We start from the raw sequence: 25,166 nt of genomic DNA on the forward strand, positions 1-25,166 counted from the left end.
AACAGCCCTGGTGATGTTGCCGAACAGTATCGACTGAGTAGTACAATTCCGGAAATTCATCTGGAATAAATATGACACTATTTCCGATCATCAAACGTTGCTTACTGACTTGCGTGCTTGCGTTGTTAAGTGCGTGCTCCACTTTTCATCCTTGGCAAAATGAAGTCGCGAAATCAGGCTCTGCCGTGGCACAACGAGAAGACCTGCTGGCAAACCGCCCCTCTATCGTCGCGGCGGTGACCTTATCCGGTGGCGGTGCCCGCGCCGCCGCTTTTGGTCTTGGCGTGATGCGAGAATTGAAGGACACCAGTTTTCTGTGGGAAGGTAAAAGAACGACGATACTCGATAAGGTCGGCCTGATCAGTGGCGTTTCAGGCGGCAGTATTCTGGCAACCTACTACGCCGCTTTTGGCGATGAAACATTCACTCGCTTTGAGTCTGAGTTTTTGCTGTCAAATTTTGAAAAAGGTCTGATTCAGACTGTATTTTCTCCCAGACAGATGTATCAGCTCGGCTCGCCATGGTATGGCCGTAGTCATATTTTAGGTGAGCAGCTCGATCACCTGTACCGCGGTATGACTTTTGGCGAATTACAGAAGAAACAGCATGTCAATGAATTACTGGTCACCGCGACGGATCTGACAACGGGTGCGGGATTTGAATTCACACCGGAACAGTTTGCCTTGATTTGTTCCGATCTCGACAGTGTGCCGCTCTCTTTCGCCGTGGCATCCTCATCCGCAGTACCGATAGTGCTGACACCGCTGACCTTGCGCAATTACGCGAATAATTGTCCGGCACAGCCCGTCAACGCTTCCACTGAGAAAAAAAACGAGGATGAAGGCAATTACCGCTCACGCATACTAAAAGCCAACGAAGCCAGTTATAAAGACGCCGCAGCGCGTCCGTATTTGCACCTGGTCGATGGCGGGCTGACTGATAATCTGGGGGTGAGAGCAATGCTGGATCGCATCGTCGCGGACGGGTCAGTACAGGAGAGTTTTCGGAAAGCCCCGCCCGGCTCGATACGACGCATGATTCTGATCTCGATTAATTCCGAGCGCGATTTAGGTGAAAAGATAGATCAAAGCGATAAAGTACCGACGACAGGCCAAGTCGCAGACGCCCTGTTATTTGGCGTCGGCTCCCGTGATACCAAGATCACACTGGGAATGTTAAACGATGACGTTGCCCGCTGGAAGCGGGAAATTATCGAAAATCGAGGTAAAAAAGACAGCCCTTTTTCAGCCGATGCGGAACTGCATCTGATTAACGTCAGCCTGCGCGACATCAAAGATCGTCATTTGCGTCAGTCGCTGCTACAAGTACCGACAGCATTCACGATTACGCCAGATTACGTTGAACAGCTACAAGCAGCCGGACGCGACGTGTTGCGGCAATCGCCGGAATTCCAACGCGCGCTGGAAAGCCTCAGACAATCTGAAGGCATACCGTGACGGCAATCATACTTGCTGCCTGCATTCTCACTGTTTCACCCGACGTTTTCACGCTACATTTAAGAGGCATAGCAAAATCACCATCAAAGCTCAGCAAATATCGATATATCAAAACAACATATAAGCAAATAAATACTAAGTAGTTTGGAATAGAGCTGAATTTCATTACGATCCCATGTACTTAATGTGGGGCGACATGAATTTAACTTATATATTTTCCGGTTTTGCAGTTGGCACACTGGTCGGACTGACAGGGGTCGGTGGCGGCTCGTTAATGACACCCCTGTTAACCCTGTTGTTCGGCGTCTCCCCTACTGTTGCGGTGGGCACCGACCTGGCATTTGCCTCAATTACCAAGGCCACCGGCACATTTACCCACCGCTTGCGCGGCACCGTGGAATGGCGCGTTGTGCGCCTGCTGTGCTTAGGTGCCTTGCCTGCAGCGATCCTGGCTACCTTCGGCCTCAAGTATTTTGGCGGACTGAACAAAGAAATTGGCCAGGTCATCCGTTACTCTATCGCCGGCTCAGTATTATTGACTGTGATCGCTTTGCTATTCAAAAGCAAGATGCTGGCGTGGCTGAATGAGCATCCGGAAAAACAATTGCATGGGCACAAACTGGATGTCGCCACCATCTTTTCCGGTGCGCTACTCGGCACGCTGGTCACCATTTCTTCCATCGGTGCAGGCGCCATCGGCGCAACCTTGTTGGTCATGCTGTATCCGCGAATGTCGTCAGCACATATTGCCGGTACAGATATCGCCTATGCCGTACCACTGACCGCGATTGCTGCATTCGGACACTGGTGGCTGGGATCGATAGACTGGGCATTGCTGGGAGCATTGCTGATAGGCTCGCTCCCGGGCATCACCATAGGCTCGCTCGCTGCGCGGGCGGTGCCGGAAAAATTGTTACGTGGCATACTCGCGACAACGCTGACACTGGTTGCCGCCAAACTCATACTGTAATCAATCATTCAGACAGCGCGATCCAAAGCGTATTTTAAGGATAATAAAGATGTATCGTTACGACCAACACGATCACCAAATCATCAAAGAACGTATTGCGCAATATCGCGATCAGGTACGTCGCCGTCTCGCCAACGAATTGACAGAAGAAGAATTCCTGCCTTTACGTTTGCAAAATGGTTTATACCATCAGCGCCATGCTTACATGCTGCGTATCGCGGTACCGTATGGCATGCTGTCTTCAGATCAGCTGCGCAAATTTGCGTTTATCGCACGTAAATATGATCGTGGTTATGGCCACTTCACGACACGTCAGAACATTCAGTTCAACTGGATTAATCTGGAAGACTCACCAGCTATTCTGGAAGAATTAGCGACCGTGGAAATGCATGCGATTCAAACTTCCGGTAATTGCATGCGCAATATCACGTCCGATGAATTTTCCGGTGTGGCAGCGGATGAGCTGATTGATCCTCGTCCGTATGCAGAAATTCTGCGTCAATGGACGACGTTCCATCCGGAATTTGCTTACCTGCCGCGTAAATTCAAAATTGCGATTAATGGCGCAAAAGAAGATCGCGCAGCGATTGCGGTGCATGACATCGGCCTGACAGTGGTACAGAACGATGCCGGTGAAATCGGCTTTAAAGTCATGGTCGGCGGCGGCATGGGCCGTACGCCCATCCTTGGCACCGTGATCCGTGATTTCCTGCCATGGCAGCATGTGATGACGTATCTGGAAGCGATACTGCGTATTTACAATCAATACGGTCGCCGTGACAACAAATACAAAGCACGCATCAAGATACTGGTGAAAGCGATAGGCGCCGATGTCTTTGCACAGCAAGTGGAAGAAGAATGGGCGCAAATCAAAGATGGCCCGGCGACGCTGACCGAGGCGGAGTTCCGCCGTGTATCCTCTTATTTCACTGCGCCTGCCTACTCCAGCCTGCCGGCAAGCGATGCAGCTTACGAACAACATCAGGCAGATAACAAGGCCTTCGCTAACTGGGTCAAACGTAATGTAAAGCCGCATAAAGTAGCGGGTTACGCGAGCGTAGTGCTGTCACTGAAAAAGCCCGGCGTTCCGCCTGGCGATGCGACGGCGGATCAGATGGACTTTGTGGCAGATCTGGCTGATCGTTACAGCTTTGGCGAACTGCGCGTCACGCATGAGCAAAATCTGGTGCTGGCCGACGTGCAGCAATCAGCGCTGTTTGATCTGTGGCAAGAGGCGAAAGCGCATGGTCTGGCAACGCCGAATATTGGTCTGCTGACCGATATGATCTGCTGCCCGGGCGGCGATTTCTGCGCGCTGGCAAATGCGAAGTCGATTCCGATTGCGCTTGATATCACCGATCGTTTCAACGATCTGGATTACCTGCATGATATCGGCGATCTTGAATTGAATATGTCGGGTTGCATCAACGCCTGCGGCCATCACCACGTAGGCAACATCGGCATCCTCGGCGTCGATAAAGATGGCAGCGAATGGTATCAGGTATCCATAGGTGGTGCGCAAGGCAATAATGCGGCAATCGGTAAAATCATCGGGCCTTCGTTCTCTGCAGGGCAAATGCCAGAAGTGATCGATCGCATCATTCAGGTCTATATCCGTGACCGCGTTGATAACGAGCGATTTATCGACACTGCGCAACGTCTGGGCATCACGCCATTCAAAGACTTTGTGTATGCGACACCGATCAAAACAACCGAACACTATGGTGAAGACGCTGGTTCGCCGGTGGCTTATTAAACTGCGATAGAAGAAAGTAGATGATGCAAGAAATTATCAAAGACAAAGCCATCGTTCAGGATGACTGGACAGTATTGCGGCTGGCAGAAAATGAGACACCGGATGCAATCGATGTACCTGCAGGTAAAGTCATAGTACCGCTCAAAGTCTGGCTGTTACAACGAAACGTGCTCGAAAAGCGCGCAGATATTGGGGTTTGGTTTTCCAGCGACGAACAGGCAAAAGATTTAGAGGGCGACATTGCCCGCTTCAGCCTGCTCGCGGTGGATTTTCCTAAATTCTCTGACGGGCGCGGTTATTCCATCGCTTATAACCTGCGTTCACGCTTTGGCTTTAACGGTGAATTGCGCGCCATCGGCGACGTCTTGCGTGACCAGTTGTTCTATATGCAGCGCGTGGGCTTCAATGCCTTTGCCGTACGTGCCGACAAAAATATCCATGACGCGATCAAAGGGCTGACCGATTTCTCTGAAAAATATCAGACTTCATGGGATGAGAAAAATCCCTTGTTCCGTCGTGCTGAACGCACCGGAGTTGCCAAATGAGTGACTTTGAGGCACGTCTGGCCGCAACCAAAGCAACGCTGGAAGAAATTGCGGCAGAATTTACGCCAGCAGTTTTCGCATCGAGCCTGGCGGCAGAAGACATGGTGCTGACCGATCTCATTTTGCGCAACCAACTGAACATCGGTATATTTTCTCTGGAAACCGGTCGCCTGCACGCAGAAACACTGGGGATGCTGGATGCGGTTAAAAATACTTACGGTACTGCGATCACGCTATTCAAGCCGGAGGCCGCAGCCGTTGACGCTTATGTCCAGCAACACGGCTTGAATGCATTTTATGACAGCGTGGAAATGCGTAAAGAATGCTGCCGTATTCGTAAAGTCGAACCACTGAATCGTGCGCTTGCAGGAAACAAAGCCTGGGTAACCGGACAACGCCGTGCACAGGCAGCCACCCGTACCGAACTCGCGGTACAGGAAGATGACATCGCGCATGGCATGCAAAAATTCAACCCACTGGCAGATTGGTCTGAAGAAGACGTCTGGCACTATATCCGCAGCAATCAGGTGCCGTACAATCCGTTGCATGATAAAGGTTATCCTTCGATCGGGTGCGAGCCTTGCACACGTGCAATACAGCCGGGTGAAGATGTCCGCGCAGGTCGCTGGTGGTGGGAAAATCCTGAATCAAAAGAATGTGGTTTGCATGTCGTCGATGGCAAACTGATCCGCATAAAATCGGCAAACTAAACAAGCAAACGAGCAAGCGGGCTAAAACTGCAGACCCTGAGTTTACAAAGAAACGAGAAGTGATCATGAATACTGTCGTCGAACACCATTTTATTGATGCTGCGAGTAATCGTCATCTGGACTGGCTGGAATCTGAAGCCATCCACATCATGCGCGAAGTCGCTGCTGAATGCAGTAACCCTGCGCTCTTATTTTCCGGTGGCAAAGACTCCATCGTCTTACTGCGTCTGGCGGAAAAAGCATTCCGCCCGGGTAAATTTCCGTTTCCGCTGGTGCATATCGATACTGGCCATAACTTCCCTGAAGTGATTGCTTTTCGCGACAAACGCGTCGCTGAACTCGGCGAGCGGCTGATCGTTGGTTCGGTCGAAGAATCCATCAAGCGTGGCACCGTGCGCTTGCGCAATCCGGCAACTGATTCACGCAACGCGGCCCAGGCAGTAACACTGCTGGAAACGATCGCTGAGCACAAATTCGACGCCTGCATTGGTGGCGCCCGCCGCGATGAAGAAAAAGCCCGTGCGAAAGAACGCATTTTTTCTTTCCGTGACGAATTCGGTCAATGGAATCCGAAAGCGCAGCGCCCTGAATTATGGGATTTGTATAACACGCGCGTACATCCGGGTGAAAACATGCGCGTCTTCCCGATTTCAAACTGGACCGAGCTCGACGTCTGGCAATACATCGCGCGCGAAAAACTCGAACTGCCGCAAATTTATTTCGCCCACGAACGCCAGGTCATCCCGCGCAATGGCTTGCTGGTGCCGCTGACCGATCTGACGCCGCCGCGTGAAGGCGAAACCGTAGAAACACAGATCGTGCGTTTCCGTACCGTCGGCGATATTTCCTGCACTTGCCCAGTCTCGTCCGATGCCGCGACAGTCGAAGCAATTATTGCGGAAACCGCGATCACACAAATTACCGAACGCGGCGCAACCCGCATGGATGACCAGACATCAGAAGCATCGATGGAAAAACGTAAAAAAGAAGGATATTTCTAATGAGTGCCGTTGAACAAATAAACGCCAATGTCAATAAAGAACGCGGCTTGTTACGTTTCATCACGGCAGGTTCAGTTGATGATGGCAAGAGCACTTTAATCGGTCGTCTGCTCTTCGACAGCAAAGGTATCTTTGCGGATCAACTCGATGCAATTTCCCGCGCCAAACATAAGCGCACTGTCGGGGACACGATAGACCTTTCTTTACTGACCGATGGTCTGGAAGCGGAACGCGAACAAGGCATTACGATTGATGTCGCCTACCGTTATTTCGCAACCCCTAAACGTAAATTCATCATCGCGGACACACCGGGCCACGAGCAATACACTCGTAACATGGTGACAGGTGCGTCGACGGCAGATGCCGTCATTATTCTGGTCGATGTCTCGAAAGTGAAGCTGAATGCGGATGGCAGCGTTGATCTGCTGGTGCAAACCAAACGCCATTCAACGATCGCGCATTTACTCAAGATTGAACATGTGATCGTTGCGGTCAATAAAATGGATCTGGTCAACTATGATCAGAGCGTCTATGACCGCATCGTCGCCGAATACAAGAAATTCGCAACACAGTTAGGGCTGACCGATATTCATGCAGTGCCTTTGTCCGCACTGGCAGGTGATAACGTAGTCACAGCGACCGATAAAATGCCCTGGTATCAGGGGCAAACACTGATTGACCTGCTGGAATCACTCAGCGTCTACGATGCCAGCCACGATGAACCGTTCCGTTTTCCCGTGCAACTGGTGGCACGTCACAACGGCCATGAAGCAAACGACTTCCGCGGTTATATGGGTCGCATAGAAGCAGGTAAAGTCAGCAAAGGCGATAAACTGATTGTTCAGCCTGGCGGCCAGACTGGCACAGTCAAAGACATACTGACGCTGGATGGCTCACTGGATACCGCAGTTGTGGGCCAGTCGGTGACGATACTGTTGAATGAATATCTGGATATTTCCCGCGGCGACATGCTGGCCGGTGCGGATCGCCCGGCGACGCTGTTAAAAACAGTTAAAGCAGATTTATGCTGGCTGTCAGAAGATGCACTGGATGTTCGTCGCAAATACTGGCTCAAACATACAACCAGGCAAGTTTCTGCGAGAGTGACTGCAGTCGATACGCTGCTCGACATCAATACACAGCAACGCCACCCGGCTGACAGTCTGAAACTGAACGATATTGCGACGGTCTCCATCAATGTTCAGCAAGCGTTGGCTGCCGATGCCTATGATGATTTACGTTCGACCGGTGCATTCATTCTGATTGATGAAGTAACGCACCAGACGGTCGCCGCTGGCATGATTCGCCTGGAAGCTTAACGCTATGACTGCGCCATACGGTAAGGTTTATCTGATTGGTGCGGGACCGGGTGCCGCAGACCTGATCACGGTTCGCGGTGCACGCCTGCTGGCGAGCGCAGATGTCGTACTGTATGACGCTTTAGTCACCAGTGAAATGCTGGAACTATGCCAGCAAGCAGTCAAAATCCCCGTTGGCAAACGCAGTGGTCAGCGTTCAGCTGCACAGGAACATATCAATCAACAACTGGTCGAGTGTGCCGGTAAATACGCGCTGGTTGTACGCCTGAAAGGCGGTGATCCTATGCTGTTTGGACGTGCGGATGAAGAGCTGACTGCATTAGAAACAGCAGGGATTTCATACGACATTGTTCCGGGCATAACAACAGCGTTAGCAGCTGCAGCCAGCGTCCGGCAACCGCTGACCAAACGTGGCGTTGCACGCAGTGTCGCCTTATTCACCTCAAGCACGGCGCCGGGAGAAACGGCAGATACCCGCATTCCCGAATGCGACACCTTGGTTCAGTATATGGGTGGCCGCGAGGCGATGCTGACTGCACAACGTATGCTGGATGCAAATTTCCCAGCCAGTTTACCTGTCGTCATCGTTGAAAACTGCAGCCGGGAAAATGAGCGTCAACTGTCACTAAACCTTGGTGAGTTAGCCCTTGGATTGCCGGCCTGCAGTGGCCCTGTACTGGTCATGATGGGAGAAGCCATGCGTCCCCGCAAACCTCAGCAATAAATTCGCGAGCCGCGATATGCCGGCAACGCCAGCGGTGTTGCTTATAGTTGCCTGAGGCAATAATCGCGGATCGCATTCAGCACGGTTTCATCCTCGCCGACTGCTGTTGCCAACCTCAATTCAAGTGCAGAATATTCGCCGCGTAACTGATCCAGCAATACAGGCAAGTCGCGTAAGACGTGGCCGCCCTGCCCCAGAAAAATCGGTGTGACCGTGATATTGCGGATCCCTTCTTGTGTGAGGCGGCGCACAAGTTCAGGTAAAGCTGGTGACATGAATTCTAAAAAAGCCAGCTCCACACTGATATCCGGAGAGGCTTCCTGGGTCATTTTTTGTAAGCGCTGAAACGGACCAGCCCAGCGTGGATCGCGGGCGCCATGCGCGAATAGTATCAATGCCGACGTTTTACTCATCAGTTTCTTTCAACATAGCGCAAGCCTGCCAGCGCTAACCCTAAAAATAAAATACTCGGCACCAGCGCAGTCACGGCCGCAGGCCAGGTATTCAATAAACCGATATGTGAAAATAAGCTGTTGATCAGGTAAAACACCATGCCTATCATGATGCCACTGAAAATCTTCAGGCTGATACCACCGCTGCGCACATGCAGATACGCAAATGGCAGCGCCAAGGCCATCATCACCAGTGTTGCAAACGGATAGGTCACTTTCTTCCAGAACGCAATTTCGTAGCGTTCACTATCTTGTTTATTGTCGTTCAAGTGCTGCGTATATGCAGCCAGATCGACCGCCGACATACGATCAGGATCGGCAAACAAGACAGAAAGTATGTCAGGCGTCACCTCAGAAACAACGTCGCGACTACTTAATGCCTGACTCTTAACGTTGGCAATATCTTCGGCAGATAAAGTTCTGGGAAATGAAGTCTCGATGACATCAGACAAGCGCCAGACGTTCTTGCCCTGATACTCCGCACTTTTAGCAGTAACTTCACGGGCAAGATGAAAGTTTTTATCAAACTCAAACATCTTCACGTCTTTCAATTGGCGATTAGGCAGAATTTCTCGGACATTCAGAAAGCGCGAGCCGATCACTTCACCGCTCAGACCATTTTCACGAATCAGATCCTTGGTCCACAGGCCAGTTCTGAATTGCTGCGTTTCTGAAGCACCGATGGCCGTCAGTTTGATGCGCTCAGCTAGCTTGGTCGAATAAGGTGCGATCACCTCGCCAAACAAAAAGGTCAGCGCAACGAATACCAGGCCAATTTTGATTAATATCGTTCCTGCCATCACCGTTGACATACTCGCTGCCCGCATGATGGTGAATTCAGAATTCGATGCAAACTGCGCCAGTACATAAATCGTTCCGATCAAAACTGCAATCGGCATAAATTCATAGATGTACCCGGGCATACCAAGAGTCACATACAAAAGTGCGTGTTGCAAACGATATCCACCTTTATTCACTGATGGCAATTCGCTCATCAGATCAAAAAAGGAAAACAAGGCAAGCAAAGCAACCATCACAAACAGCACGGCACGCACGATCTCTACCGAGAAATATTTTTGCAGGATTCTCATGCGACGCTTTCTTTCTCTTTGCTACGTAAACAAGCTTTACCTCTGGACCACAACACCAAAGGATGCCAGCGGTGATTGACTTCGATACGCCAAAAGAACAACACAAATGTCATCATGATCGCAATCAGATGCACGGGCCACCAAGCAATAGAAAACTCAATACGCCCCTGCGACACCATCGCCTGAAAAATATTGACGACGTTCAGATAAATAATCACCACCAACAAGGCAACAATTAAATTTGCTGAGCGCCCCACGCGAGGATTCACATACCCCAGAGGAATCGCTAATAACATCAAGGCCATACACATCAGCGGCAATGAAATCCGCCATAAAAATTCTGCTTTTTTATTCGCATCTGGCTTGTCTAGCAAGATAGTCAGCGGCATCGATTTCGCAGACTGATCACCGACAATAGTGCCGTTCTGACTGGAAACAAGGACGCCATATTTTTCGAACTGCATCATTTGAAAATCAGGCGCTGTAGGCAAACCATCGTAACGGCGTCCCTGGCTCATCACCAGAAATTTATCGCCATATTTATCGATCTCTATCATGCCTTCTTTGGCGACGACCACACTCGATTTTCCATCGCGGACGGTATTGATAAAAATATTTTGCACCTTACTCAGATCACCGGCGACTTCTTCAACGAAAAACACACGGTCAGAAGACGATGATTCCTGAAACTTACCGGGCGAGACTTTGGCAATGTCCGAGCGTTTATCATAACGTTCACGAAACTCCACACTTTGCTGGTTCGCCCATGGTGTCACGATAAAGCTGAGCAAGCCTGTCAATACTATCCACGGCATACCAAAACGTAAGACCGGACCTATCCATTGGCGCAAACTCAGTCCTGAGGCAAACCAGACCACCATTTCAGAATCCTGATATGCCCTTGTCACGACCAACAGCACCGAGATAAACCCGGTCAGGATCAACAGAATTGGCATATTCATCAGCGACGTGAAGGCGATCAGGGCGAGTACATCACCAGATGCAACTTTTCCACCGGCTGCTTGTCCGAGTATTTTGATGAGCATCACCGTAATCGTGATGACGAAGAGTGTTGCAAAGACGGCGCCTGCGGCACTGAGTAATTCGCGTCTGAGCGAGCGTTGAAAAATCATGGGAGGGATTATAATGCCTGTTTTACGAGACTTACCAAGAGGAGTAATAAGTGGACTTTAGCATAAAAACAATCGACGCAAAAAGTGCCTCAACTGCCTACAAGGCGGTGAAGACTGCCTGTATCGTCGTCGGCGTATTCGAAAATAAAAAACTGTCTGCCGCAGCTGCAAATCTGGACAAGCAAGGCGTCATCGCTGCAGCATTGAAATCCGGTGATATCAGCGGCAAACCGGGTTCCTCATTATTGCTCCGCAACGTTGCAGAAACGGCAGCGGAACGGGTGTTACTTGTTGGTCTCGGTGAAGCAGCCGATACTGTTTCAGAAAAAGCGTTTCAGCAAGCGGCGCAAGCTGCGGCTCGCAGTTTAGCAAACCTTGGTGCAAATGATGTCGTTATTGCGCTGCCGGAAGTAAAAGATCGTGATATTTCATGGTCTGTGCGCACAACCGTTCTGGCTTTCCGCGAAAGCACTTTCCGTACTGATGGATTGAAAAGCAAAAAAGACACGGCAACTACCGGCGTCAAAAAAATTGCGATTGCCGTCAATGCCACACAAGCTGCAACAGCCAAAACTGCATTATCACAAAGCGAAGCAATGGCGAACGGCATGGATCTGACCAAAGAACTGGGCAATCTTCCACCGAACATCTGCACGCCGACCTATCTGGCAACCACAGCCAGAAAAATTGCGACCGATTATAAAATGGTCGCTGAGATTCTGGATCGCAAACAGATTCAGGCGCTCAAAATGGGCAGCTTCCTGTCGGTCACCAACGGCACAGTCGAGCCACCTAAATTTATCGTACTGAAACACAATGGCGGCAAAGTCAAAGACGCACCGATTGTACTGGTCGGTAAAGGCATCACGTTTGATTCCGGCGGTATTTCCCTGAAACCCGGCGCAGGCATGGATGAAATGAAATACGATATGGGCGGTTCTGCGTCCGTACTCGGCACGATGCGCGCTATCGGTGAAATGAACCTGAAACTGAATGTCATCGCGATTATCCCGACCTGTGAAAACATGCCTTCCGGTAGTGCCACCCGTCCTGGTGATATCGTCACATCCATGTCTGGTCAGACGATCGAAATCCTGAATACCGATGCCGAAGGCCGTCTGATTTTATGTGATGCGCTGACTTATGCTGAGCGTTTCAAACCAGCGGCGGTAATTGACGTCGCCACACTGACTGGTGCCTGTGTTACTGCACTTGGCCATCATAATTCCGGCTTATTCACACGTCACGATGATGCGCATGACAAGCTGGCGGCAGAATTGCTGGCAGCCGGTAAGCAGACCGGAGATACCGCGTGGCGTATGCCAATTGAAGAGGCGTATAACGAGCAACTGAAATCGAATTTTGCCGATATGGCCAATATCGGTGGCCCGGCTGGTGGCAGCATTACAGCAGCCTGCTTCCTGGAGCGCTTCACCCGTAAATATACCTGGGCGCATCTGGACATCGCTGGTACGGCTTGGAAATCTGGCGCGGCAAAAGGTTCTACCGGACGTCCTGTGCCTTTACTAACAACGTTCCTGATCAATCGCGCAGCCTGATGAGATAATCACTCACTGTTTGCGTTCCGCTTGAAATACGGACAGGCCGTGCTCTGAATCCAATCCAGAGTACGGCTTTCTTTTTTATTTATATAAAGTGCCATGAAACTAACTACCTGGAATGTGAATTCCCTGAAAGTCAGATTACCTCAAGTCTTGCAATGGCTGGAGACCAATCCTGTCGATGTGCTGTGCATACAGGAAACCAAACTGACAGACGATAAGTTTCCGCAGGCAGAAATTGAGGCCGCCGGTTATCACGTTGCCTACACAGGGCAAAAGACGTATAACGGCGTGGCAATTTTATCCAGACATCCTATGTCGGATATACAGAAAAACAATCCTCAGTTTGAAGATGAGCAGCAAAGAATCATTGCAGCGACGATACAGGGCATGCGAATTATCTGCGCCTATGTGCCGAATGGCCAGGCGCTGGATTCGGATAAATTTCAGTACAAACTGAAATGGCTGGAATCACTGAAAAACTGGGTGGGCGAAGAATTACAGCGTTATCCTGAACTCGCTTTGCTCGGTGATTACAATATTGCCCCGGAAGATCGTGACGTGCATGATCCGGCAGCATGGGAAGGCATGAACCTGGTCTCACCAGAAGAACGTGCGGCACTACTAGCCTTGCTGGACTTAGGGCTAACGGATAGTTTCAGACAATTTGATCAGCCGGAAAAATCATACAGCTGGTGGGACTATCGCGCGCTGGGATTCAGATTGAACAAAGGTTTGCGCATCGACCATATTTTGTTATCAAAACCGCTGGCTCTGCGCTGCACCGCATGTACCATCGACAGAATTCCGCGTAAATGGGAGCAACCATCTGATCATGCGCCAGTGGTTGCCACCCTCAGTTAATTCAGATTAGTTAAGAGCGGTTTATTCGTCATAATCCAGCTTTGGGGTACGGGAATACGCAGCCCCCTTAGTCACTAATGCAGGGCGCACGGCGGCGTGGCTCTGCTCCATACGAAACGCGGACATCGCCGTTTTCAACAAATTTGCCTGCTCCTCAAGAGATCCGGCTGCCGCTGCCGCCTGTTCAACCAGTGCCGCATTTTGTTGCGTCGCTTCATCCATATTTGCCAGAGCCAGATTGACTTGCTGAATGCCATCGCTTTGCTCGGCAGATGCAGACGTAATTTCAGAGATAATCGCCGCAACCTGATCAACAGCAGAGACTATCCTGATCATCGATTCACCTGCTTTATCAACCAGTTCTGAGCCCTCGGTAACTTTACTGACCGAATCGTCAATCAGGCTTTTTATTTCCTGCGCTGCTGCTGCGCTACGTTGGGCAAGCGTACGGACTTCGCTGGCGACAACGGCAAATCCTCGCCCTTGTTCTCCCGCACGAGCGGCTTCCACCGCTGCATTGAGTGCCAGAATATTCGTTTGGAACGCAATCCCTTCAATCACGCTGATAATATCGACAATCTTGCGGGAGCTCTCGGAGATTCCCTGCATGGTAGTGACGACGCGACTGACAACTTCGCCCCCTTGCGTTGCGACATCGGACGCATTCACCGCCATGCGATTAGCTTCCCGCGCATTGTCGGCGTTATTTTTGACTGCGGCGGTTAATTCCTCCATGCTCGCTGAAGTTTCTTCGAGTGAAGATGCCTGTTGCTCAGTGCGCCCGGATAAATCCATGTTACCAGTCGCTATTTCAGTCGCGCCGACAGTAATGGATTCGGTCGCCTTACGGACGTCAACCACCATGACGCGTAATTGCTCAAGAAAGCGGTTAAAAGCGTCCGCCGTTTGCGCTACTTCATCTTCCCCTTCGACCTCAATTTTGCGACTCAGATCACCACCACCGGCGGCGATATCCGACATTGCATCACGCACGCGCTGCAAACCAGCCATCATGCGACCAACCAACCATGCGGATAGTGGCACCATTACGCCTAACAACACGGCAAGAACCCCCGCAGCAATCATCAGCAACTGATCTAATGAAGCGAGAGCTTTGTTCTTATCCACCACCAGCGCGAGGTACATATCGGAACCACTGATAGGTTGCAAGAACAAAAAGTTCGTTTTACCGGCAATCTCGACCTGCGTTGGGTCAGTTCTCTTCGACAGGCTGCTCAAATTATCCAGATTCAATTCGGCTGCAATATCTTTCGCTGGTTTTAATACTTTTGTCTGGTCAGCGTGTGCCAGAACCTGTCCCGATTTGTCCAGTAAAAACGCATAGCCATTGCCCGCCAGTTTAATGGTCAAAATCTGCTCAACAATTTTTGTCAGGAAAACGTCTGCTGCAACGACGCCAGCCTCGCCACCATTCACAGGCGCCGCAAATGAAATCATTAAACCCGGAGGATTAACTCCCATATAAGCAGATGTGACAATCGGCTTTTTTGCCTCCATCGCCGCTTTGTACCATGGGCGCACCGTTGGATCGTAGCCAGCCGGAGGGGGATTTGCAGGGAAATTTGTAAATGTCTTATCGGGTTGCCCGAGATATACACTTAAAAAATTACCGCCACGGCTGACCATTTTTAAACTGGCCTGCAAATCGTTACCTTCCGCCAGGCCTTTAGATAAACTATCGACCATCGAGGTGTTGACCTGAATCCAGTTACTCAGAACACCGTTGTAGCTAGAGGCGACGCTACGAATTTCATTACTCAGATCGTTCTCGATTTGCGCCTTCATCCTGAGGTAGCTGCCGATGGTCAGCACCGCAGTACACAGCGTCACAAGCAAGGCAATGACGACAATAAGTCTGGTTTTAAGCGACTTCATCTGACGTACTCCATTCAAGATCAAACAAGCAACAATATTTCGGATAGCAAACGGATCAGATAAATCCGCCACATAGCGTGATTAATATTACTCTTCAAGTATTGAAACGATTAGAATTTTCCAGAAGAAACTGTTGTTCGTATTGTCAAAGAATGTTAAGACTCAGGGTCGTTAAAATAGCTATTCGCCCTCAAAATTACTTACTCCACTTATTTTATGAACATCACTTCAACTGACAGGCTGGTCATCAGACTATTTGAGACAAGCGATGCCGCCTTCGTGCTGGAATTGCTCAACGATCCGAGCTGGATCAAAAATATTGGCGACCGCGGCATACGCAACCTCGATCAGGCCAGAGACTGGATATTGGCGAAACCTCTCGAAAGCCAGTCCAGATGTGGCTTTAGTTTTTATGTAGTGACACTTAAAGATTCGCATGTCGCAATAGGCATCTGCGGCCTGATCAAACGCGAGACGCTACGAGACGTTGATATCGGCTATGCTTTTTTACCTCGCTATAGCGGACAAGGCTATGCCATAGAAGCGGCAAGAGCGACGATGAGACACGCTGAGCAGGATTTAGGCTTAACAAAACTAGCTGCTATTACATCGCCAGATAATGTCAAATCAAACAGTTTGCTCAAAAAAATGGGATTCGTTTTAGAAGAAGTACTGGTACTTCCGGGGGAGGAACGAGAAACAAATTTATATGCTTATCGTTTCCCCGCTTTGGAATAACTAGGTATTGACTTGCTGATTACAAAAAGCGATCCAGAATTTTCCGGCTGAGTTTATCAACACCGAACATATCGCGAATTAAAAACTGGATGCCATGATTATCCGTAATCAACAACGATGTGCTACCGATACGGCGAATATCTTCGTCGCCTTTCAACACAAATGCCGTATCACCGCGGTCAGTACGAACCGTCCACGTACACGGTAAGGCAAAGCTGGTGACGTCCAGAATCTGTTGAATTTCAGGCATAAACTCACGCCCTTCTAGCTCCGCCAACACCAGCGCTCTGGTGCTATCGGACAAATCGGATAACTGGTCTATCCACGCGACCTCGCGCCCATCCCCCATAACCATAGAAATGCTCATCAACGGTGACTGAATCGGAAATGCCCGCACTGGACTGACATCTTCAAATACCTCACCATCGCTGCTGGTCAGGATGAGTTTTCCAAATGCGTTGCGTTGTAACTCGAATTTACTCGTAACCATGCTGATTATTCTTCCTCAACCAATTCTGCGTTTCTGGCCTGCGCCTGATACAAATCGTAGTAAGCCCCCTGCTTCGCCATTAATTCATCATGACTGCCGACTTCAACGACTTGTCCGCGATCCAGCACAACCAACCGGTCCGCTTTATGCAGAGTGGACAAACGATGGGCAATCGCGATGGTGGTACGCCCCTGCACCAGGTTATCAAGCGCTTTTTGTATTTCTTTCTCTGTTTGCGAATCAACGGACGATGTCGCTTCATCCATAATCAATATCCGTGGATCAATCAACAGCGCACGCGCGATCGAAATCCGTTGCCGTTCACCGCCAGATAAGCCCTGGCCACGTTCACCGACCATGGAGTCATATCCTTGTGGCAAACGTAATATGAATTCATGCGCATGAGCAGCTCTTGCAGCAGCGATAATCTCATCTCTCGTCGCATGAGGTTTGCCGTAAGCGATATTCTCTGCAATCGTGCCGAAGAACAAGAAAGGTTCTTGCAACACAAGACCGATATTGCGACGATAATCCGATACTGCAAAAGAGCGGATATCGACGCCATCAAGCAAAATTGCGCCTTCGGAAACATCGTAAAACCGGCAAATAAGATTGACCAGCGTGCTCTTGCCTGAGCCACTGTGCCCTACCAGTCCTATCATTTCACCAGGTTTAATCGTTAAACTGATGCCTCGGTTAACGGCGCGATTTCCATAGCGGAAACCGACTTCTCTTAACTCAATCTGCCCTTTGATTTCCTTCACTTTGACCGGTTGCTGCGGGTCAGGTACGCTCGATACATGATCCAGAATGTCAAAAATACGCTTGGCTGCCGACGCTGATTTCTGAGTCACCGACACAATGCGGCTCATAGAATCAATACGCCCATAGAAGTTACTGATGAAAGCCACCGCTGCGACCAGCGCTCCAACCGTGATTTCTTCATGCGCGACCTGCCAGATACCGAAAGCCCAGACCACCAGAATCCCCAGATCGGTCAGGAAAGAAACCGTCGGCGAAAACAATGACCAGACTTTATTCAGACGGTCATTCACCGCCAGATTATGTTTATTCGCCTCGCGGAAACGACCAGCTTCACGCTGCTCTTGTGCAAAAGCTTTCACGACACGGATACCGGGGATAGTATCGGCCAGCACATTGGTCACTTCACCCCAGACCCGGTCTATCTTCTCGAAGCCGGTACGCAATTTATCCCGCACCAGATGGATCATCCAGGCGATAAATGGCAGCGGTAACAAAGTCACCAGCGCCAGCTTGGTATTAATCTGTAACAGCGCGACCGCAGTCATGACAAACATCAGCACATCAGTTGCGAAATCGAGTAAATGCAGCGACAGATATACACAGATACGATCACTCTCGCTACCAATACGTGACATCAGGTCGCCGGTGCGTTTGCCACCGAAATATTCGAGTGACAATTTCAACAAATGCTCATAAGTCGCCGTCCTCAGATCAGCGCCGATTCGCTCTGACACCAGCGCAAGTATGTAAGTCTTGCCCCAACTCAACAACCAGGCAATGACTGCCGATCCCAGCAGCCCGCCGATATACAGATACACCAGTTGAGGATCGACAAATTCTTTGTGCTGAAACGGAATCAGTACTTCATCTGTGAGCGGCTTGGTCAGGTAACGCGGAATCATGTGCGCCGCCGTTCCCAGCAGCATCAATGCGAAACCGATGAACAACTGCACACGATAAGGATGGGCGAAACGCCAGAGACGCAACAAGGTCCAGGTTGAAGGAGGGGTATAGACCACCTTCGTACAGACTGGGCACTCTTCCTGATCCGGCTCCAACACCGCTTTACAGCTCGGGCAAATGTTTTGTTCCGCCCGGATCACAGGCTGACCAGTCAGAACGCTTTGCAATTGTTCATTGAAATGATCTAACAGCCGGATCGCATGCAGATTTTGTCCCAGCGTAAAGCGCCAGCTTGCCAGCAAACCTTGCCCATCCGTCAGTTGTAAATGCCCTACTCCGGCATGATCATGATGCGTGAGAGAAAGACCGGGTCTGTAATCCCAGCTTTGCCAGGTAGCCCCACCGGCCGGAAGTGTACGAATACCTTTATCGGTAACGACAATCAGACCTTTCACAAAGTGCAGCTTATTGTCGAGGTCAACCTCAAAAGCACTTAAAACGTTTTCACTTTCAGTCATTTGCTTGCTCAGCTCATTTTGCCATTGCGGGGAAATCGACAAAACTGACTGCTCGGAACTGATTTTTGTTGTGGTCATTGTGAAGCAAACTCCGGCTCAAGAGCGTGTCCTGTAAGATAAAACAAGGACTGAATTTTTGAAAAAATCGATTACTTGAATCCGTTAGAGGCGCAAGCCGTATCACGGAAGCAGCAATTTACGGTATTCTATCGAAAGAAGAATAATCAGATGAAACTGATCAAGAGGATTAATGCTGTTTGCGCTAAAGCGCAAGTATATCAGTAAGACCGTCTTTCTATTCTGCTTTGTAATGAATAAATGAATACCGGCAAATTTCAGCAGGTGCATTTGTTTAAACTCAGCAAAAATTTTTCCTAATAAGAGAAAATGCTCTAAATTTGACAAGATCAGGTCTGTTGTTCCCGATCTATAAGAAATTACTTACATGACGACAAAGAAGAAAGACATCAGCATTCTCCGTGTAAACTATTTGCGCGGACCGAATATCTGGACTTACCGGCCAGTCATCGAAACCTGGCTTGATATCGGAGCACTCGAAGACACACCATCGAATATGTTGCCGGGTTTGTACGAGCGTTTAATAACATGGCTCCCCGGTTTAATTGAGCATCGCTGTGGTGTCGGTGAGCGCGGGGGGTTTCTGGAGCGTCTGCGTGAAGGTACCTGGTCTGGTCACATCCTTGAGCATGTCGTACTGGAATTGCAAAATCTCGCAGGAATGCGCACCGGCTTCGGACAAACCCGTTCGACAGGTGTGACCGGCGTCTACAAAATGGCATTCCGTACCCGCGAAGAACAAGTCGGCCGCGCGGCACTGACCATCGCTCGTGATTTACTGATGGCCGCCATTGAGGATCAGCCATTTGATCTCGAAACACAGTTGGGTATTTTGCGTGACATGGTTGACGCACGCTGTCTCGGCCCAAGCACGGCCAGCATCGTCGATGCAGCAACGAATCGCGGCATTCCTTCGCTGCGCCTCACCGATGGCAATCTGGTTCAACTCGGTCACGGTGCCGCACAACGCCGCATCTGGACGGCAGAAACTGACCGTACCAGCGCCATTGCCGAAAGTATCGCCTCTGATAAAGATCTGACGAAAACATTACTGAAAGCCTGCGGCGTCCCCGTTCCTGAAGGATGCATCGTCCGCAGTGCTGAAGAAGCATGGGAAGAAGCGCAGGATATCGGTCTGCCGGTTGTTGTGAAACCGTATGACGGCAATCACGGTCGTGGTGTGTCGTTGAATCTGATGACGCAAGCGGACGTGGAAGCGGCCTATCATCTCGCTGCACGTAAGGGCGACAGTAAAAGCGTGATTGTTGAGCGTTTCATCGCAGGCGACGAACATCGGGTATTAGTCGTGGGGAATAAAGTTGTTGCCGCTGGCAAGGGCGAATCGCTCTGGATCAGAGGTGACGGAAAATCCACCGTTCAGCAACTGGTGGATACCCAGATCAATACTGATCCACGCCGTGGAACAACCGAAGAATTCCCTCTGAATATCATTCAACCCGCTGTTGCTGCGGAAGTGATACTCGAACTCAAACGCCAGGGCATGGATGCCGATTCCGTGCCACAGGACAATCAGAAAGTATTAATTCAGCTCAATGGTAACGTCGCACTGGATGTGACTGATATTATTCATCCCGATGTTGCCTATGCAGCCACACTCGCGGCACGCATCGTTGGACTGGATATCGCTGGTGTTGATCTGGTCACCGAAGATATCAGCCGCCCTCTGACAGAACAACGTGGCGCCATCATTGAAGTCAATGCCAGCCCGGGTTTACTCGCACACATCAAACCAGCAAACGGTGAAGGACGTGATGTAGGCAAGGCGATTGTCGATCATCTGTTTGCGGAAGAAGAAACCGGTCGCATACAAATTGTCGGCGTCGCTGGCACACGCAATACCGATCTGATTTCGAGACTGATAGGCGGCTTACTGAACATCGCCGGCAAGGAAACTGGTGTCGCCAGTCGTCAGGGTTTATACCTGAACAAACGTCTGGTCACCGACGGCAATTGTGCGAATTGGGAAGCGGGTCAACGTTTGCTGATTAACCGTTCAGTTGAAGCAGCGGTGTTTGAAACCAATGCCCGCGCGCTACTAACAGATGGGCTCGCTTACGACAAGTGCAGCGTCGGAATCGTCACCGATTTTGATGGTTACGAAGATCTCGGCGAATTTTATATCAACGATGCTGAGCAGATGCGCAAAATTATGCGTACGCAGGTTGATGTCGTGCTGCGCACCGGTACTGCTGTTCTGAATGCCGCAATACCTGAGGTAGCAGATCTGGCCGAGTTATGTGATGGCAAAGTTATTTTCTATGCACTCGATGAACATCTGGACACGCTCAAAGCGCATCGTGCAGCGGGTGAACGTGTCGTTTTCATACGCGACAATAATATTGTTCTGGCAAGTGGCGCCGAAGAAACCGCCCTGCTGCCACTGTCATCACTGAAACCGACGAAAGCAGCGCAACCTGAAAGCATTATGGCCGCAGTTGCCGGTGCCTGGGCGCTGGATGTCAGTCCGGAACTCATCGGTGCCGGGCTCAGAACTTTTGATTCCAGCCCGAAAACCGTATATTGAAACAGGGATGCTGAACAATCCGTCGCTCAATCAATTTCGCTAAATTTGCTTAAATAAAAATCACAGGTAGCAAGCGGCTTTAAGGATGAAGATGTATCGCATCCGTCAACGCTACCTGATTAACTGCCCCTTTCAACAGGACTAAGTTTTATGGAAGTATCACGCATCCGTGCCCTGCGTGGCCCGAATCTCTGGAGCCATCATACGTCGGTAGAAGCGATCGTTGCCTGCAACGAAGCTGAATGTTCAATTGCAGAACTGGTCGGTTTTGAAGACCGTTTGCGTGCATTATTCCCCGAGCTAAGCATTTTGCAACCGACAGGCTACAACGATGCGATCTCGATTGCGCATGTGTTTGAACTGACCACCCTGGGCTTACAGGCGCAAGCGGGATGTCCGGTTACATTCAGCCGCACGACGCAAACCCTGGAACAGGGAATTTTTCAGGTCGTTGTTGAATATTCCGAAGAAGCCGTTGGTCGCCTCGCACTCGAACTATCTGAAAAGCTGATTAATGCCGCACTCAACAACACAACGTTTGATCTGCAAGCCGCGCTGGATCAGTTACGCGAACTCGATGAAGATGTGCGCCTCGGACCATCGACCGGCTCTATCGTCAACGCAGCCGTTGCCCGCAATATCCCCTATCGTCGTCTGACCGATGGCAGCCTGGTCGCATTTGGCTGGGGCTCACGTCAGCGAAAAATACAGGCAGCGGAAATGGATGGCACCAGCGCCATTGCCGAAGCGATCGCACAAGATAAAGAATTAACCAAAAAACTGTTACACGCAGCCGGCGTACCTGTGCCGCTTGGCCGTTCCGTTGACGGCCCCGATGATGCATGGGCTGCCGCCCTGGAAATCGGCTTGCCTGTTGTGGTCAAACCTAAAGATGGTAATCAGGGTAAAGGCGTCACCGTCAACGTCACCACACGTGAACAATTGGTTGCTGGCTATCATGCAGCAACAGAGTTCCGCGACGACATCCTGGTTGAGCGCTTTTTACCGGGTAACGATTTCCGTCTGCTCGTCATCGGCAACAAGCTGGTCGCCGCTGCACGTCGCGACCCGCCGCAAGTGGTGGGCGATGGCAAACAATCGGTGCGTCAACTGGTCGAACAGGTGAATAAAGATCCGCGTCGCGGCAGTGGTCACTCCACCTCGCTGACTAAAATCCGTTTTGATGATATCGCGCTTGCCAGTCTCGCAAAACAAGGTCTGGAAGCAGACTCTGTACCGCCAAAAGGCCAGCGCGTCGTCTTGCGTAACAACGCCAATCTCTCTACGGGTGGCGCCGCGACAGACGTGACCGATGATGTTCATCCGGAAGTCGCCGCACGCGCTGTCGCTGCAGCACAAATGATCGGTCTTGATATTTGCGGCGTTGATCTGGTGGCAGACAGCGTGTTAAAACCGATAGAACAGCAAAATGGCGGCATCGTCGAAGTCAACGCGGCACCGGGCTTGCGCATGCACATTTCCCCGTCGTTCGGGAAAGGTCGCGCCGTTGGTGAAGCAATCATCAGCGCCATGTTTGCGGATGGAGAAGATGGCCGCATTCCCATCGTTGCCGTCACTGGTACAAATGGAAAAACCACCACAGTACGTCTGATCGCCCACCTGATGACTGCCTGCGGCTTACGCACTGGCATGACCAATACGGACGGCGTTTATATTGGTCATCGCCAGATCGATAGCGGCGACTGCAGCGGCCCTCGCAGCGCGCGTAATGTTTTGTCGCACCCAGATGTCGATGCTGCCGTATTTGAAACTGCCCGTGGCGGCGTCCTGCGCGAAGGTCTGGCCTATGATCGCTGCCAGGTTGCCGTCGTTACTAATATCGGCTCCGGCGATCATCTGGGCCTGAATTACATCACAACGGTGGAAGATCTGGCCGTTCTGAAACGCGTCATCGTCCAGAACGTGGCGGATAACGGTTATGCCGTACTGAATGCTGCGGATCCTATCGTTGCCAGCATGGCAGCGAATTGCCCGTCGGCAGTGATTTTCTTTGCGGCCGACAGCCAGCATCCGGTGATGGCCGCGCACCGTGCACAGGGTAAGCGAGTTGTTTATATAGAAAACGGCGAACTGATTGCTGCCGAGGGCAAATCCCGCCACAGTATACGGCTGGCCGACATCCCTATCACCCGCAACGGCAGCATCGGCTTTCAGGTCGAAAACGTCATGGCCTCAGTTGCCGCGGCATGGGCCATCAATCTCGACTGGGATCACATCCGCACTGGCCTGAAAACCTTTGCGAATGAAGCGGATAATGCGCCGGGTCGTTTCAATGTATTCCAATACCGCGGCGCCACCCTGATCGCAGATTACGGTCACAATCCGGATGCGATTCTGGCGCTGGTACGTGCAGTCGAAACCATGCCGGCCAAACGTCGCTCGGTTGTGATCAGCGGTGCCGGTGACCGCCGGGATCAGGACATTCGTCAGCAAACTGAAATTCTCGGCGAAGCCTTTGATGATGTCGTGCTGTATCAGGATCAGTGTCAGCGTGGTCGTGCTGATGGTGAAGTTGTTGCCCTGCTGCGCGAAGGCTTGAAAAATGCCTCAAAGACCAGTCGGGTTGATGAGATACACGGTGAATTCATCGCGATTGATCTGGCAATGGACAGACTGGAAGAAGGTGATCTGTGTCTGATTCTGATCGATCAGGTGGAAGAAGCTCTGGCTCACATCGCCAAGCGGGTTGCGGAAGACTGATTCAGTCATTTCCCTCAACACACTAATGCCGGGTTGATCCCGGCATTTTTATTGGAACGCGATATCTACTGCTCGCTCACGCATCAGATTCCGAACACAATCTGCTGGCTGTCTATCGCGCGGATCGCCGGACCAAAGCTGCTGATATTTCCCAGCGTCGCATTGTGATGTGTGCGTATCTGCAAAGCACTCGCATGCGCTTTATCGTGAGTGGTATGCGCATCGGCAGCAATAATCACAGGATAACCAAGCGCCGCTGCCCGGCGGCTGGTGGTATCGACACAAAATTCGCTGGCATAACCACAAATGACGATTAACTCAGCTCCCCACTGCTCCAGCAAACTGCTCAGCTCGGTGCGTAAAAAGGAATCCGGCGTGGTCTTGCGCAAAATGGTGTCGCCGTCTTCCAGAATCAACCGCTGCTCCAGTTGCCAGTTGTCTGAGCCAAACGCCAGTTCGTCGTCTTCGGTCTCATGCTGAACGAAAACAACAGGGGTTCCCGCATGGCGTGCCCGGTCAGCAAGAATATTGATGCGATCAACGACCGCATCGGCTTCATAAGGTCGCGGCTCGTGATCAAACAAACCGCGTTGCACGTCGATAATCAGCAAAATACATTTCATCGCGAACCTTTATGCAGGTGAAGCACTGATCTTAACGCATAAAATGCCAGAAAAACATCCTGAGCTGCCGGATCAGGCTCATCGTCATCTTGCACGCGGTACAAAGATCGATGTGATTCGCTCACTGTGCAAGAACATCGTTCGCAATACAGAAATACGGTAGCGCTATCCAACGATGGCGGATGGCAGAATCCGCGTCAGGAGTAAAGAAGTGACATCAGCAGCACTCATGGGGCCAAAATATACTGGGGGGAGTATATTCAGAAGCCCTTTATTTATAAGGAGATGAAGGCAAAAATGGCATT

Annotated in this window: 20 protein-coding genes; 13 read left to right on the forward strand and 7 right to left on the reverse strand. The window is 50.7% G+C overall.

Annotated elements, in window-relative coordinates; all coding sequences use genetic code 11:
- Nucleotides 1–71 precede the first annotated feature (71 nt).
- The 8 genes from H8K26_RS16130 (at nt 72) to cobA (ending at nt 8,482) form a co-directional block, all read left to right on the forward strand.
- The gene (locus tag H8K26_RS16130) at nt 72–1,457 is read left to right on the forward strand and encodes a patatin-like phospholipase family protein (RefSeq protein WP_190480851.1); all 1,386 of its coding nucleotides are present in this window, start codon (nt 72–74) and stop codon (nt 1,455–1,457) included.
- A 196-nt stretch (nt 1,458–1,653) separates the two neighbouring features.
- Nucleotides 1,654–2,427, forward strand: a complete 774-nt coding sequence (locus H8K26_RS16135; protein WP_190480852.1) for a sulfite exporter TauE/SafE family protein — start codon at nt 1,654–1,656, stop codon at nt 2,425–2,427.
- A 49-nt stretch (nt 2,428–2,476) separates the two neighbouring features.
- Nucleotides 2,477–4,183 carry a nitrite/sulfite reductase gene (locus H8K26_RS16140; protein ID WP_190480853.1) on the forward strand — a complete coding sequence of 569 codons (1,707 nt, stop codon included), beginning with the start codon at nt 2,477–2,479 and terminating at the stop codon, nt 4,181–4,183.
- A 23-nt stretch (nt 4,184–4,206) separates the two neighbouring features.
- Complete coding sequence (locus H8K26_RS16145; RefSeq protein ID WP_190480920.1) at nt 4,207–4,728, forward strand: DUF934 domain-containing protein; 522 nt, start codon at nt 4,207–4,209, stop codon at nt 4,726–4,728.
- On the forward strand, nt 4,725–5,438 hold the full coding sequence (locus H8K26_RS16150; RefSeq protein ID WP_190480854.1) for a phosphoadenylyl-sulfate reductase: 714 nt from the start codon (nt 4,725–4,727) through the stop codon (nt 5,436–5,438). Before H8K26_RS16145 ends, H8K26_RS16150 begins: the two co-directional genes overlap by 4 nt.
- A 65-nt stretch (nt 5,439–5,503) precedes the next feature.
- The gene (gene cysD / locus H8K26_RS16155; protein WP_186885668.1) at nt 5,504–6,439 is read left to right on the forward strand and encodes a sulfate adenylyltransferase subunit CysD; all 936 of its coding nucleotides are present in this window, start codon (nt 5,504–5,506) and stop codon (nt 6,437–6,439) included.
- Nucleotides 6,439–7,758: a sulfate adenylyltransferase subunit 1 gene (locus H8K26_RS16160; protein WP_190480856.1), complete on the forward strand. Its 1,320-nt coding sequence runs from the start codon at nt 6,439–6,441 to the stop codon at nt 7,756–7,758. The genes cysD and H8K26_RS16160 overlap by 1 nt, the downstream gene beginning before the upstream one ends.
- A 4-nt stretch (nt 7,759–7,762) precedes the next feature.
- Nucleotides 7,763–8,482, forward strand: a complete 720-nt coding sequence (cobA, locus tag H8K26_RS16165) for a uroporphyrinogen-III C-methyltransferase (protein WP_190480858.1) — start codon at nt 7,763–7,765, stop codon at nt 8,480–8,482.
- Nucleotides 8,483–8,523: 41 nt separating this feature from the next.
- On the opposite strand, the gene H8K26_RS16170 is transcribed toward cobA, so the two are convergent.
- The 3 genes from H8K26_RS16170 to lptF are packed head-to-tail and all read right to left on the reverse strand — an operon-like array spanning nt 8,524 to nt 11,158.
- On the reverse strand, nt 8,524–8,895 hold the full coding sequence (locus H8K26_RS16170; RefSeq protein WP_190480859.1) for a sirohydrochlorin chelatase: 372 nt from the start codon (nt 8,893–8,895) through the stop codon (nt 8,524–8,526).
- On the reverse strand, nt 8,895–10,025 hold the full coding sequence (lptG, locus tag H8K26_RS16175; RefSeq protein WP_186898257.1) for an LPS export ABC transporter permease LptG: 1,131 nt from the start codon (nt 10,023–10,025) through the stop codon (nt 8,895–8,897). The genes H8K26_RS16170 and lptG overlap by 1 nt, the downstream gene beginning before the upstream one ends.
- Complete coding sequence (lptF, locus tag H8K26_RS16180) at nt 10,022–11,158, reverse strand: LPS export ABC transporter permease LptF (protein ID WP_186898258.1); 1,137 nt, start codon at nt 11,156–11,158, stop codon at nt 10,022–10,024. Before lptF ends, lptG begins: the two co-directional genes overlap by 4 nt.
- A 50-nt stretch (nt 11,159–11,208) precedes the next feature.
- Here lptF and H8K26_RS16185 point away from each other — a divergent pair, with 50 nt between their 5' ends.
- Entirely contained in the window at nt 11,209–12,717 is a 1,509-nt protein-coding gene (locus H8K26_RS16185; protein WP_190480861.1) for a leucyl aminopeptidase, read from the forward strand.
- Between the two features lie 102 nt (nt 12,718–12,819).
- Nucleotides 12,820–13,584: an exodeoxyribonuclease III gene (xth, locus tag H8K26_RS16190; protein ID WP_190480863.1), complete on the forward strand. Its 765-nt coding sequence runs from the start codon at nt 12,820–12,822 to the stop codon at nt 13,582–13,584.
- A gap of 21 nt (nt 13,585–13,605) precedes the next feature.
- Here the strand turns inward: xth and H8K26_RS17980 are convergent, their stop codons facing one another.
- Nucleotides 13,606–15,480 (reverse strand): methyl-accepting chemotaxis protein, encoded by a 1,875-nt coding sequence (locus H8K26_RS17980; protein WP_190480864.1) that lies wholly within the window; start codon nt 15,478–15,480, stop codon nt 13,606–13,608.
- A gap of 216 nt (nt 15,481–15,696) precedes the next feature.
- Here H8K26_RS17980 and H8K26_RS16200 point away from each other — a divergent pair, with 216 nt between their 5' ends.
- Nucleotides 15,697–16,218 (forward strand): GNAT family N-acetyltransferase, encoded by a 522-nt coding sequence (locus tag H8K26_RS16200; RefSeq protein WP_190480866.1) that lies wholly within the window; start codon nt 15,697–15,699, stop codon nt 16,216–16,218.
- 19 nt (nt 16,219–16,237) lie between these two features.
- On the opposite strand, the gene H8K26_RS16205 is transcribed toward H8K26_RS16200, so the two are convergent.
- Together H8K26_RS16205 and H8K26_RS16210 are read right to left on the reverse strand one after the other, a co-directional pair.
- Nucleotides 16,238–16,708: a cyanophycin metabolism-associated DUF1854 family protein gene (locus tag H8K26_RS16205; RefSeq protein ID WP_190480868.1), complete on the reverse strand. Its 471-nt coding sequence runs from the start codon at nt 16,706–16,708 to the stop codon at nt 16,238–16,240.
- Nucleotides 16,709–16,713: 5 nt separating this feature from the next.
- Complete coding sequence (locus H8K26_RS16210) at nt 16,714–18,972, reverse strand: cyanophycin metabolism-associated ABC transporter (RefSeq protein WP_190480870.1); 2,259 nt, start codon at nt 18,970–18,972, stop codon at nt 16,714–16,716.
- Nucleotides 18,973–19,339: 367 nt separating this feature from the next.
- Here H8K26_RS16210 and H8K26_RS16215 point away from each other — a divergent pair, with 367 nt between their 5' ends.
- Together H8K26_RS16215 and cphA are read left to right on the forward strand one after the other, a co-directional pair.
- Nucleotides 19,340–21,517: a cyanophycin synthetase gene (locus H8K26_RS16215; protein ID WP_190480871.1), complete on the forward strand. Its 2,178-nt coding sequence runs from the start codon at nt 19,340–19,342 to the stop codon at nt 21,515–21,517.
- A 150-nt stretch (nt 21,518–21,667) separates the two neighbouring features.
- On the forward strand, nt 21,668–24,238 hold the full coding sequence (gene cphA / locus H8K26_RS16220; protein ID WP_190480873.1) for a cyanophycin synthetase: 2,571 nt from the start codon (nt 21,668–21,670) through the stop codon (nt 24,236–24,238).
- Nucleotides 24,239–24,321: 83 nt separating this feature from the next.
- On the opposite strand, the gene H8K26_RS16225 is transcribed toward cphA, so the two are convergent.
- Nucleotides 24,322–24,861 (reverse strand): cysteine hydrolase family protein, encoded by a 540-nt coding sequence (locus H8K26_RS16225; protein ID WP_190480874.1) that lies wholly within the window; start codon nt 24,859–24,861, stop codon nt 24,322–24,324.
- Nucleotides 24,862–25,166 lie beyond the last annotated feature (305 nt).

Source organism: Cognatundibacterium aquatile, from assembly GCF_014699135.1.
Taxonomy (GTDB): domain Bacteria; phylum Pseudomonadota; class Gammaproteobacteria; order Burkholderiales; family Burkholderiaceae_D; genus Undibacterium; species Undibacterium aquatile.